Raw genomic sequence first — 12,518 nt, forward strand, 5'->3', positions numbered from 1 at the left:
ATTTTTGAGTATAGGTGTTTGTTATTCCAAAATAGATGTCTTTTAGAATTAAAAATTCAAAAAACACCCAAGTCTATTTACCGTTTATATCGATTTTTTTTAAATACATCTAATAATTGTGTTAAGATTGAGTTTTATATATTTAAAAAGCTACTTTTAAGATTGATTATGAAACAATTAGCATGATTAGCAATCCTTTTTCTTCAGATATATTTGTTGATGTTTGGTCTAAACATTTTAATAAAAAGCCTGTTATAGGTTTTAAATTTATAAAACCAATCTCGTTTTACAAACATCGTTATATTCCGTGTTACATAAATAGTGGAAATAAGCTTACAAATGGATTAACGTACACGTTAAACTTAGACGAAACAGATTATAAAAACAAGGTTTTTTTAGTTCGGGATATACCCAGTTATCAGCACTTACAAGGAGTTGGTAATGAATCACGTTTAAAAATTAAAAAGGTTTTTCAATATGAAGGCTATATAACTCATGTTCATAAATATGAGTCGTTAGATGCTTATTTGAAAAGTGTTTATAAATCTAATACACGTTCTAAACTTCGTAGAAATATTAAGCGATTAGAAGCTAATTTCACTGTGAATTATAAAATGTATTACGGTGAAATAGATCAAGAAACCTTTGCAAGTGTATTTGATAGTTTTTATGCACTTTTTGATAAACGATATTCTAACAAAGGCGAACCTTGCGGAGAATTGGAACCTAAATTATGGGCTTTCTATACTGAGTTAGCTTATAAAATGATAAACAACAAACAAGCTTCTTTATTTGTAATTTATTGTGATGATATTCCTGTTGGGATTACGTTTAGTTATCATTTTGAAACCATATTAGTTGAGGCTTTAACGGTATTTGATATTGATTTCTATCGTTATAATATAGGACATACTACAATTTTAAAGATGTTAGAATGGAGTTTTGAAAACGACGTTGAAATATTCGATTATACCCAAGGGGATTTTGATTATAAAAAACGCTGGAGTGACGATAGTTATTTAACGCATTACCATATTCTATATGATTCAAAATCGGTAAAAAGTAAACTAGTTGCAGGTTTTCTAGAATATTATTTTAATTGTAAACGTGTGTTTAGAGAACGAAATTATAGTGCCAAAATACATCAATTTAAACACCGTTTATTTGGGAGTTATAATAAGAAAACTGTTGCACTTGATGTCTATAAGGTTGAAAATGCAACTGAAATCTTAGAGTCGTTATCACATTTAAAACAAATAGATATAAAAGCACTTTCTTATATGTCACAACGAAAAGCACTTTACGATTACTTGTATATGAATCCGGATTTAGTAAAAAATCTCGTTTTCTTTAAAGGTAATAACCATACAATATATGCGAAAGGAAGTAATGGTATTTTAAAAATTGTGAAAGATGAAGCGTAATCCTTTTACTAGTTTGATATATCAAAAAACTTGGTTGAAATATTTTGCCAAAAATCAGTCGGTTAGGCAGTTTTCAAATATTAAGAATCTTTATTTTGTAAAGCATGAGTATTTACCATTTTATATAAATACCGGAAAGAATATGACTAATGGTGTAACTTATAAGTTTTCAGATGCTGGAATTGAGTTGAAAAACACAGCTTTAGTTGTTTATGATGTGCCTGAGTACTGTGATGAATCAAGTAGTTCCCAAAATGCAACTATTTCAATTAATAAAGTACGACAATATAAAGGCTTTTTAGCTAACTTAAGTCATGTTAGTACCTTTGATGAGTACTTGCAAAACACCTTAAATGCAAAATCTAGAAATAAGTTTAGAAGTGGTTTACGTAAGTTTGAAACGTGTTTTGATGTTAGTTATAAGTATTATTATGGTGCTATAAATACTGCTACTTATAATCAAGTTATGGCAAATTTTAAAAACTTGGTGGAGAAACGGTATGATGATTTAAAAATAGATACAAGTTTAGTTTCCGAATGGCCATTTTATGAGGAATTAGTTTTGGAAATGATACGCAATAAACAAGCCTTAATTGTTAGTATTGAGATAGCTGATGCACCAATATCTATGTCTTTAGCTTTTATTGGAAATAATACATTGGTTGGAGCAGTTAAAGCCTTCGATTCTGCTTATTATAAGTTTAATGTTGGCCACATTGAAATTAGTAAATTTATTGAATGGTGTCTGAATAATAATATTTCGATTTTAGATTTCTCAAAAGGGGAGTATGAGTATAAAACAAAATGGACAAACCAGAACTATTTGTATAATTGCCATGTAATTTATAATAAGTCACGTTTTAGATCACGTATTATTGGAAAGTTGCTAGTTTCTTATTTTGAATTTAAACAATATCTAAGAGATAAAAATTTCAATTTATTTATTGCCAAAACACGATTTCAACTTAAAAATAAATTTGCAAAACAAACCAATAAGCCAAGCTTTAAAATTCATAAAACGGATACCTATATTAAAGATGTGACTTTTGAACTGGTTGATTTTAAAACTGAATTTAAAACAAATCCTTTTTTGAAACGCTTAATATTTGACGGTTTGTATCAAAAGCCTGAGTCATTTTATAATCTAGAAATTTATAAACAACACAAGCCTGATTGTGACAAAACATGGTATAAAGTAATGGGAACTAAAAGAACCTATTTCATTGAGTTGTATTAGATAAATGAATTTCAGCTAAATTCGACATAGAAATACTCTGTAGATTAAACTGTTCATGTAGCTGTCTGTAATGCTTAAAAATGGATTCTAGATTTTTGAAATTTTCATCCATGTTTTTTCCAAAATTGTGTGGATGCCACCACAAATGGTAAAGTGCATTTTGTTTTGCAGCTTTGGTTAGTCCTTTTTTTATACGTGATATTCGTAAGGGTTCCAAAAACTTAAGGGAGCTACTATAAGGTCTGAAAAACTTGCTAGAAGGTATGTTTACAATACCGTGACTAACTTTTAAGTCTTTAATAGCTGTTGTGTTATATCCAGATATATTTATATAGGCGTCTAGTAAACGAAAAGCTTTTAGTATGGGTTTATCCAACCTTTCAGTATCATAGGTGTTGTACATCCAGTGTTTTTCAGTACCTCTAAAAGATACAATACCGTATTTAGAACAGATTTTTAAATAGTCTTCATTAATTTGATTCCTTGGGAACACTATAGTCTTTATGGTTATATTTTTTTTAGCAGCAATTTTTATAGCTGCTATAACATCGGCTTCAAACTCTTCTTGGGTTTGACCATCTTCATTAGCATAAAAATGAGAGAATGTATGACTAGCTATTTCATGATTCCTGTTATCTTTAATAAGCTCTATTAAAGATGCTGCATAATGATAAGGGTCTACTTTTTCGTTCTTACCAACATTCTCAATTAAAGGGTATGGTGTAAATTGTTTGTTTAAATAATTTGGTTTTAATTCTGGTAAACTTTCAAGAAGTTCTTGTTTGTTTTTGGAAAACAGAAAACCAACAGTTGCAAAACTTAGGGTTATATTATAGCTATCAGCCAAATTTATCAACCTCGGAATTACCTCATGAACATTCTTTAGGTTTTCGTGGTAATTGGATGTTGTTTTTACGTCGAATAACCCCCAGAAGAGTTCAAAATCTAATGAAATTACGAAATAGCCGTTTTTTGTATGCATTAACTTATAATAGTTTGAATGGTCTTAATAATGATTTTCAGATCTAATATTAAGCTTGGGTTTTTAATGTACTTTTTATTCAATGCTATTTTTTGAGGTAATATTGTATTTATGTAAAGGGTTTCAGGCGTGCTAGTTGCTTTTAATAATTCGGTTTCATTGCGAAAAGCAATTGAAGCATAATCGGTTATACCGGGTTTAACAGTTAGTATTTTTAAATCTTCTTCAGAATAGAAATTCACATAGTGTCTAACTTCTGGTCTTGGCCCTACAAAACTCATACTACCTAAAAACACATTAATTAGTTGAGGTAATTCGTCTAATTTATATTTTCTTAAAAAAAAACCGATTTCCGTAACTCTAGGATCTCTATCACCGACTGTTAGTAGTCCTTTTTGATCCGATCCAATAAACATAGTTCGGAATTTAAAAATTTTAAAATCCTTATTATGCCTTCCAACACGCACTTGTTTGTAAAACACAGGACCTTGAGACTCTATGACTATGAGTAAAGTAATTATGATGAATATTGGAAATAGTATAACTAACCCCATTACCGAAAAAATGATATCAAATATACGTTTAGTCATATTTTTGATTCTACGGCACTATTTACGGTTTTAACAATGTAATCTAGCTCTCTGTTTGTTAGTTGTGGATATATTGGAAGTGAGATTTCCGACTTAAAATTATTGTAAGCAATGGGGAATTTGTTAATATCAAATCCCATGTTTTTAAATAAACTGAGCATTGGTAATGGTTGGAAATGAACATTTACAGCTACACCAGCTTCCGAAATAGCATTAATTATAGCGTCTCGTTGTTGTTCGTTTATATTTTTAATACGCAGCGGATAAAGATGGCACGACCCTGTTTTTTCTTCATTATTAGTCTGTGGTAATATGGCCCACGGTTTAGATTTGAAATAATCTTGATAATATGTATATATTTTATAACGCTTGTCTAATATTTCTGAAAAGTATAAAGGCAGCTGTATAATGCCTATGGCAGCTAGTACATCGGGCATATTAATTTTCATGCCCGGATAAATAATATCATATTTCCAACTACCAGCTTTAGACTTAGTAAATGCATCTTTAGTTTGTCCGTTTAATGAAAAACATCTTAAGTAGTCGTATACCTCTTGATTATTAAATGGGTTAGGTAGGTTTAATGTAATAGCACCACCTTCGGCGGTTGTAACGTTTTTAACCGCATGAAATGAAAATACAGTAAGATCTGAAGTTGTTCCTACAGATTGTCCTTTGTATGTAGCACCTATGGCATGTGCAGCATCCGAAATGATAAGTATTCTATTTAGAAGTTTTTGATTTTTGGATTCGGGTTTAAAAACATTTTGATTTTCTATTGATAAGGTTTTAATCTCATCGTAATTACAAGGCCAACCCGCAATATCTACGGAGATTATAGCCTTTGTTTTTGGTGTAATAGCTTTTTGGATAGCATTAATTGAAATATTAAAATCCTCATCAACATCTACCATTTTAGGTGTTGCACCAACATGAATTACGGCTAAAGCGGTAGCAGCATAGGTGTAAGCAGGGATAATGACCTCATCGCCAGGCTTAATATCATACCATTTTAGAGCCAACATGAGTCCCGAAGTAGCTGAATTAACACATAGTGTATTACTAGCTCCGGTATAGTGGCATACCAAGCGTTCTAGTTTTTTTACTTTTGGTCCAGTTGTTATCCACCCAGACTCTAACGCGTCTGTAACTTCCGCTACAACGTCTTTATTAATAAAGGGAGGTGAGAAGGGGATTTTCATATTTTAATTGATATTAATAGCTTCATCAAATATAGTTATATATTGTTTAGAAATATTTTCTAAACTAAAGATTTTCACTCGTTTAAGAGCATTTTTTGAAAGTATGTCAGCTAATTTTTTATTTCTAGCTAATTTCATCATGGCTTCCGATAAAGCTTCTGTATTTTTTGATTGCACGAGCAAAGCTTCTTGATTATGAGTAGCAAACTCTTTTACACCAGTAACATTCGTGGATATAATAGGAAGTCCAACAGCCGAAGCTTCAAGAAGGACTCGTGCAAACCCTTCTCTGAAGGTTGGTAGGATAAGTGCGTCTGATGCTAATAGTAGTTCTTTTACATCCGATCGTTCACCTAAAAATTCCACATAAGGCTCGTGCTTTTTTATGATATTGATATTTAGTAGTTTAGAATTTTCTTCAAGCGGCCCAACCAGAATAATTTTAAAAATAAGCCCTTTTTTATGACATACCTTTGCAGCGTCGAGTAGATAGGTGATTCCTTTTTCGTAGACTATACGAGCAATGCATATAAATGTAAAAGTGTTATTATGTCTTGGTGCTCGTAGATTATAATTTTTTAATTCAATACCGCTACTATAAATTAATGCTTGATTATTACTGTTTATAAGATTGAGTTTTTCAAACAAATCCCTATCATCTGTGTTTTGGAAAATAGTTTTAAATACTCTGTTTTTCACTTTGCCATGTAGTAATTTGTATACTATTTGCAATACTTTATTTCGTGTAGATTTAGACATGAAAATTGTACCTAAACCAGTTATGGTTCGTGAAATAGGTGTTTTTGTGCTAAGTAATGCTATGGGGAGTAAAAACGCTGGTTTGGTATCGAAAGTATGGATTATATCAAATTCATTTTCAAAAAAAAAACGTTTATACCATTCTATTGTTTTATAGTCAGACCTAATGGATAGACTTCTATTTAAAGGGTAATTGTAATAAGTTATATTAGCGGGAAAGGTTTTGTTACTCGTACCAATAATAGTTACGTTAAAACCTGATGCCATTAAATATTGCGCAAGATTTATGCGTTTATGAACATCTTCACCACCAACCAAACATATTTTTTTATTCATAAAATTTTATTGATTATAAGTTGAAAAATACCATTTTTGAAAGGTATAGAATGTCCATACCTTGTAACTATTATCTTCTTTCCCTGAAATATGATTTTGAACTAATGGTCTTATATAGTTGTTATTAAAAAGGTTTTGTTTGTTTAATAATTTTGTATCAATATAACTTTCAAGTTCTAAGCGTAAAGAGCCTCTTAACCAGTCTCCAACAGGTACAATGAACCCTTTTTTTGATTTTTCTAAAAAACCTTCAGGAAACTCATGTTTGTAGGCTTCTTTTAAAAGGTATTTTTTATTGTAGCCTTTTAATAAAAAAGATTCAGGTAGACTATTTGCAAATCTCCATAACGATTTATTTAAAAAAGGTGCTCTACATTCTAAAGAGCTTAACATACTTGTTCTGTCTACTTTAACTAGCATGTCTCCCTCTAGGCTAACCAGTCTATCAATCTCACGATAATCATGTAGAGATTTAGGTTTACTTATTTGTGATTTATAATAAGCAAAAGGGGTTGGGTGAGTGTGTTCAGGTTTTAATAGTTGCTTACTCTCGTTCTCAAAACCTAATGAAATAATGTTCCAATAATTTTCACCCGTATAATCAATGGCATGCAGTAGTTTTTTCAACTTAAACCGTTTACCTCGATTATCATCTTTTGTTGTTAGTAATTTACTAAGTGTCGGTTTTATGTTATTATGAATTATTTGTGGCATTAGATTAGTGTAGGTGTTGTTAAGGTTGCCCATGTAATACTTATTATAGCCTCCAAAAACTTCGTCTCCACCATCACCAGTTAAAGCAACTTTTAGATAATCGGAAGTTTTTTTAGATACCAAATAAGTTGGTAAGGCAGAGGAATCAGCAAAAGGTTCATCGAAATTTAGTAAAATAGTATCAATATGTTTTTTTATATCTGCTTCCGAAATTATAAACTCATGGTGATTGCTGTTAATTTGCTTGGCAACTAGTTGAGACTTATCGGTTTCATCAAAAGAAGCTTTATCAAACCCTATTGAAAAGGTGTCAATTTTAGAATTCGATAATTGTGATAAGCCGAGGCTAACAATTGAGGAGTCGACACCACCAGATAAGAACGTTCCAATAGAAACATCGCTAACTGTTCGACTTTCAATACTTTTAGTCATTAAATGACGTAATTCTGCTTTTGCACTTTCAAAATTAAAAACACGAGAATCCTTTTCTTGCTTTTCAATTTCATTTATAGAAAACAAGTGGTTTTCTAAATCATAACTAATATAATGGTTGGCTTCTAGTTTGTGGATATTCTCATAAATAGAATAGGGTGCCGGAATATAAGTAAGTTTAAAAAATAGGTTTAAGCCGGTTTTAGAAATATGAGGTTTATTAGGTAGTACTTCTATTATAGATTTTAATTCGGAAGCATAGTAGAATCCCGATTCATTTTGGGTATAATAAAGGGGTTTTTCACCAAAAAAATCACGCGCAATTATAAGTTTATTTTGGTTTTTATCATGGATGCTAAAAGCGAACATGCCGTCTAGTTTTTTAAATGCAGATTCGCCTTCTAATTCATATAGTTTTAGAATAACTTCGGTGTCACTTTTAGTGTTGAAAATAATGTTTTTTGCTTCTAATTCTGCTCGTAGTTTTTTGTAATTATAAATTTCGCCATTAAAAACAATTGTGATGTTATTTTCTTGATTTGTAATAGGTTGCTTTCCGTTTTCTAAATCAATAATTGAAAGCCTTCGCATAGCCATAGCTACTGTAGAATTATTGGAATGGCTATAATAGAAACCAGAGTCATCAGGACCACGATGAATAATAGCCTGATTCATTTTCTTTAGAAGAAATAAAGTGTCTTCTTCAGTTATATTTAAAGGTTTAATAAAGCCGTTTATTCCACACATAATTTAAATACTATCTATTAGTTTTTTTACTTGAAGGCCTATTCTTACTACATCATAATTTTTAGCACGTTCAAAGCTTAAGTTACTATATTTTTGTCTCATTTCGGGATTTTCCTTCAGGTATGTAATGGCGTTAGCAAGACCTATTTCATCGTTTACATTAACTAAAATGCCATATGCTGCTTTTATAAAACCTCCACGAGGTATTGAGACGTTTTTATTGTCGTTTAGAAGTTCTAAAGGACCGGACATGCAATTGGTGCATATTACGGGAAGTCCAACAGACATGGCTTCCAAAACAACATTTGGGAAGCCTTCAGTTAAAGAACTTAGAACAAAACAGTGTCCTTTAATGATGTGAGTTTTAATTTGGTTTACATTACCATTAAAATGTACACGGTTGGTAACTTGTAATTCCTTAGTTAATAAAACGAGGCTGTCATGTAAAAAGCCATCGCCGTAAATTTCTAAATGACTCTTTTTTAGTTTACTTATAGCTTTTATTATACTCTCTTGATTTTTTACAGGTATTAACCGGCCTACGGTAATAACCTTAAAGTCATTATTTGATGTATAACTTGTAATTTGGGGTTTTGTAATGGTGGTTTTAATAGGATTGTATATAACAGATGTGTCTATTTTTAGTTTATAGTGTTCAATTAAATCTTGGTTTATATAAGTGGAATTCGAGAATAACTTGTCGTTTTTATTATAAAAATAAGGAATTAATAGTTTGGTGAGAATATTGGTAAACTTCCCATTTTTATACATAATAGAAGGGAAGCACCGTTCGCTTATAATTGTTTTTAAACTTGGATTTGAAAGCTTAGCGATGCCGTTCATGATGTTTTGACGAACCAAAAAAGATAGTGCTACATCAATGTTTTCTTCTTTTAATACTTGCTTGTATTTAAATATAAACTTTAAATAATCTTTAAATTTATCTGTAACTGATGTTTTAAAGGTTTCATCTAAATTTGAAAGAATAATAACTTTAGCGTCTTTATGTATGGGAAGTTTAATTTCGTTGTACATTAAAATTAAAGTCACGTCAAAATATTTTGTAAGCTCTTGAAGAAGCAAGCTGACAACTTTTTCGGCTCCTCCATATCCTATAGCAGAAACAAATAGCGCAATTTTTCGTTTTTCAGTCATACTTCTTATTATGAAAAAGGTTTAAAAATAAGGCTGTGTATTCATTAATAATTTTTGTGCTATTAAATTTATCCTTTACCGTTTTGCTTACTATATCAGGTATAAACGGGTTTTTGTTATGTATTTGGTTTAACTGTTCTAAAAACTCCTTGCTATTGTTTACTACAAAACCATTTTTACCTGACTCAATAATTTCATCTAAGCCTCCAGGGGCGTTAAAAGCTAAAACAGGTGTCCCTACAACACAACTTTCAATTAAAACATTAGGGAATCCTTCAACATAAGAACCTTGTAAAAAAACATCGCTAGCTGCTAAATACTTTTCAACTTCACTAGTATAATTAATATATGTTGTTTTATTGTGTAAGTTGCTGTTTGTCAGTTGTTCAAAAATACTATCTTTTTCATTACCCGACCCTATAAGGGTGTAATTAAAAGGGAAGTTGACTTCCGAAAGGACTTTTATTAACCGGTCATGTCCTTTTTCTTTACTTAGTCGTCCAATTGTAATTAGCTGTAATGGATGGTTTGTATTTTGGTTTTTAGGTTTGACTTTAAAATTTTTAGTTATCGGATTATTTATTAAAACTGTTTTAGATTTTGGTACGCTATAGTTACTAACCATATCGTTTTGCATATCCTTTGATTGACAAATAACACAGTCAACCAATCTATAGGCAATAATTATTAAGTATTTAATAAATATAGCATTGGTGCTAGGGTTATGTTTATCTAAAACCGATAATACATTGGCTTCTCGTGAAACAAATTTAGTTTTCTTAAAGAAGGGAGCCATGCTAGCAATCATGGTGTTTAAATGAAAAATAGAGCTAACAACAATATCGGGTTTGTGTTTTTTGAAATAATTAAACAGACTTCCAAATGCTTTTAGTACGCGTGTTTTATTTAAATATTTAATGTGTAAGCCGTTCATTTTGTAAACGGTATCTTTTTCAAAACCAGTAACTAATAGCGTTACTTTAAATTGATTAACATCTAGGTTTTGTGCTACATAAGATAATATACGTTCAGCACCACCTGCAGCTAGTGATGGTAATACAAAGACAATATTTATTTTTTTGTTAGTCATTATTTTATAAGGTAACCTTTTCCGTTCGTATTTAACCATTGTTTTAATACAAGGAGTTTCCAAATTAACGGATAGCGATTCCAACTGCCATTCATGTGTTGTTGAATCATCTTGTGAACTTCATCAGCATCTATGTTTGGTATTTGCTTTAAGCTTGCTAGGTTTAGTTCTGTTAAGACATATTCTTTTAGTTCATTTTTAAACCATTCAGCAAAAGGCATGGTAAAACCTGCTTTAGGTCTGTTAAATATAGCTTCGGGAACGTATTGATATAATACATCTTTTAAAATACGCTTTTGAGAGCTTCCATTATACTTATAACTAGTTGGTAGGGTTTGTGCAAATTCTATAATGTGATGATCCATTAAAGGTGCGCGAGCTTCTAAAGAGAAAGCCATAGTGGCCCGATCTACTTTTGTGTTGATGTCCCAGTTTAAATAGGTTTTAATATCAAAGTCGGTTAACCTTTCAAAAAGATTTTTAGAGGTATGAAAAAGATAAGATTTTTCAGAGATATCAGTATAGTTATAATCAGATTTTAGCCAAGACATATTTACGCCCGTAACAGAAGCGATATAAAGCGAATTAATGTCTTTAAACTGAAGTCCTTTACCAATCATTTTTAATTTGTAATTTGGCATTAATTCAGCAGTCTTAGCAATGGTTTTCCTTAATACACTAGGGGGTTTATAGAGTAGTGCTACCTGTTTCATCCATTTGTAGCGCTCGTAACCAATAAAGCTTTCATCACCACCATCACCAGATAATGCAACCGTTACATGCTTTCGGGTGTGTTTTGCTAATAACATTGAGGGAATTGCTGATGAGTCCGCAAAAGGTTCATCGTAAAACTGACAGAAATTATCAATTAAACTTAAACCTTCATTGTAATTACATTCTATGATATGGTGATCGGTTTGAAGGTGATTGGCTACTTTTTGAGCGTAAATACTTTCATCAAATCCTTTTTCATTAAATTTTACTGAAAAGGTTTTTACTTTACTTGTTGTAGTTTGTGTTGCTATAGCTGCAACTACAGACGAATCTACACCACCAGAAAGGAAAACCCCAACAGGAACATCAGCAAATAAGCGTGCTGAAACGGCATTTCTAATTAATCCATCTAGAGAATTAACAGCTGTATTATAATCCCCTTGGTATGGATTGTTATTTTCAGGTGAAATATCCCAATAAGCACGGTCTTTAAATTCGAATGTTTTTAAATCAAGTGAAAAACAATGACCTGCTTTTAGTTTTTTAATTTCATTAAATATTGAATAAGGATCTGGTACAGCTCCCCAAGCTAAATAATAGCTAATAGCACGGTTAGATATGGTAAGGTGCTCATGGTGTAGTTGAATACTTGATAACTGACTTGAGAATTCAAATTTATTACCTTTATGGTAGTAGTAAAATGGTTTTTTGCCCAAACGGTCTCTGGCTCCAAAAAACTTGTTTGCTTGTTCATCATATATTACAAAGGCAAACATCCCATCTAAATGATTAACACAGTCCTCGCCATATTCCATGTATGCGGCACAAAGTACTTCGGTGTCGCTTGTTGTGTGAAAGGTGTATCCAGCTGTTTTAAGTTGTTTTTTTAAGGTTTGAAAATTATAAATTTCACCATTAAAAACAATGTGAATGCTGTCTTGAAAAGTAAACGGTTGGTTAGAGCGTTCGTCAATATCAATAATAGCCAAACGATTATGACCAAAAACAATAGGAGTTTCAAGCTTTCCAATAAACTTAAAACCTAATTTGTCCGGGCCTCTAAACTTAGTGCGTTCCAACTTGTCTTGTACTTGTTTAGCGGTATAATTTATTGTAGATCCATATATTCCACACAT

10 protein-coding genes are annotated in these 12,518 nt (G+C 31.2%); 2 read left to right on the plus strand and 8 right to left on the minus strand.

The annotated features are described in order from the left end of the window. Positions 1 to 182 precede the first annotated feature (182 nt). Together ACW5R3_RS07705 and ACW5R3_RS07710 are read left to right on the plus strand one after the other, a co-directional pair. On the plus strand, positions 183 to 1,424 hold the full coding sequence (locus ACW5R3_RS07705; RefSeq protein ID WP_456576426.1) for a GNAT family N-acetyltransferase: 1,242 nt from the start codon (positions 183 to 185) through the stop codon (positions 1,422 to 1,424). After that, positions 1,414 to 2,661, plus strand: coding sequence for a GNAT family N-acetyltransferase (locus ACW5R3_RS07710; RefSeq protein ID WP_456576427.1), 1,248 nt, complete (start codon positions 1,414 to 1,416; stop codon positions 2,659 to 2,661). The genes ACW5R3_RS07705 and ACW5R3_RS07710 overlap by 11 nt, the downstream gene beginning before the upstream one ends. Here the strand turns inward: ACW5R3_RS07710 and ACW5R3_RS07715 are convergent. The 8 genes from ACW5R3_RS07715 to asnB (ACW5R3_RS07750) are packed head-to-tail and all read right to left on the minus strand — an operon-like array spanning position 2,645 to position 12,518. Next, positions 2,645 to 3,643, minus strand: coding sequence for a polysaccharide deacetylase family protein (locus ACW5R3_RS07715; protein ID WP_456576428.1), 999 nt, complete (start codon positions 3,641 to 3,643; stop codon positions 2,645 to 2,647). The genes ACW5R3_RS07710 and ACW5R3_RS07715 overlap by 17 nt on opposite strands. Then, positions 3,643 to 4,233 (minus strand): sugar transferase, encoded by a 591-nt coding sequence (locus tag ACW5R3_RS07720; RefSeq protein ID WP_456576429.1) that lies wholly within the window; start codon positions 4,231 to 4,233, stop codon positions 3,643 to 3,645. Before ACW5R3_RS07720 ends, ACW5R3_RS07715 begins: the two co-directional genes overlap by 1 nt. Further along, a complete protein-coding gene (locus ACW5R3_RS07725) occupies positions 4,230 to 5,435 on the minus strand; it encodes a DegT/DnrJ/EryC1/StrS family aminotransferase (protein WP_456576430.1) in 1,206 nt (401 codons plus the stop codon). Before ACW5R3_RS07725 ends, ACW5R3_RS07720 begins: the two co-directional genes overlap by 4 nt. 3 nt (positions 5,436 to 5,438) lie before the next feature. Beyond that, positions 5,439 to 6,530: a glycosyltransferase gene (locus ACW5R3_RS07730; protein WP_456576431.1), complete on the minus strand. Its 1,092-nt coding sequence runs from the start codon at positions 6,528 to 6,530 to the stop codon at positions 5,439 to 5,441. A 6-nt stretch (positions 6,531 to 6,536) separates the two neighbouring features. Next, complete coding sequence (gene asnB, locus ACW5R3_RS07735; RefSeq protein WP_456576432.1) at positions 6,537 to 8,423, minus strand: asparagine synthase (glutamine-hydrolyzing); 1,887 nt, start codon at positions 8,421 to 8,423, stop codon at positions 6,537 to 6,539. A gap of 3 nt (positions 8,424 to 8,426) precedes the next feature. After that, entirely contained in the window at positions 8,427 to 9,578 is a 1,152-nt protein-coding gene (locus tag ACW5R3_RS07740) for a glycosyltransferase (protein WP_456576433.1), read from the minus strand. Continuing rightward, positions 9,571 to 10,668, minus strand: a complete 1,098-nt coding sequence (locus tag ACW5R3_RS07745; RefSeq protein WP_456576434.1) for a glycosyltransferase — start codon at positions 10,666 to 10,668, stop codon at positions 9,571 to 9,573. Before ACW5R3_RS07745 ends, ACW5R3_RS07740 begins: the two co-directional genes overlap by 8 nt. Then, positions 10,668 to 12,518, minus strand: coding sequence for an asparagine synthase (glutamine-hydrolyzing) (gene asnB, locus ACW5R3_RS07750; RefSeq protein WP_456576435.1), 1,851 nt, complete (start codon positions 12,516 to 12,518; stop codon positions 10,668 to 10,670). Before asnB (ACW5R3_RS07750) ends, ACW5R3_RS07745 begins: the two co-directional genes overlap by 1 nt.

It is taken from the genome of Algorimicrobium bowmanii (genome assembly GCF_054031195.1).

Excerpts from the sequence above, each read along its gene's own strand:
- ACW5R3_RS07705 (WP_456576426.1), top strand. The coding sequence starts at position 183 with ATGATTAGCAATCCTTTTTCTTCAGATATATTTGTTGATGTTTGGTCT.
- ACW5R3_RS07710 (WP_456576427.1), top strand. The coding sequence starts at position 1,414 with ATGAAGCGTAATCCTTTTACTAGTTTGATATATCAAAAAACTTGGTTG.
- ACW5R3_RS07715 (WP_456576428.1), bottom strand. The coding sequence starts at position 3,643 with ATGCATACAAAAAACGGCTATTTCGTAATTTCATTAGATTTTGAACTC.
- ACW5R3_RS07720 (WP_456576429.1), bottom strand. The coding sequence starts at position 4,233 with ATGACTAAACGTATATTTGATATCATTTTTTCGGTAATGGGGTTAGTT.
- ACW5R3_RS07725 (WP_456576430.1), bottom strand. The coding sequence starts at position 5,435 with ATGAAAATCCCCTTCTCACCTCCCTTTATTAATAAAGACGTTGTAGCG.
- ACW5R3_RS07730 (WP_456576431.1), bottom strand. The coding sequence starts at position 6,530 with ATGAATAAAAAAATATGTTTGGTTGGTGGTGAAGATGTTCATAAACGC.
- asnB (WP_456576432.1), bottom strand. The coding sequence starts at position 8,423 with ATGTGTGGAATAAACGGCTTTATTAAACCTTTAAATATAACTGAAGAA.
- ACW5R3_RS07740 (WP_456576433.1), bottom strand. The coding sequence starts at position 9,578 with ATGACTGAAAAACGAAAAATTGCGCTATTTGTTTCTGCTATAGGATAT.
- ACW5R3_RS07745 (WP_456576434.1), bottom strand. The coding sequence starts at position 10,668 with ATGACTAACAAAAAAATAAATATTGTCTTTGTATTACCATCACTAGCT.
- asnB (WP_456576435.1), bottom strand. The coding sequence starts at position 12,518 with ATGTGTGGAATATATGGATCTACAATAAATTATACCGCTAAACAAGTA.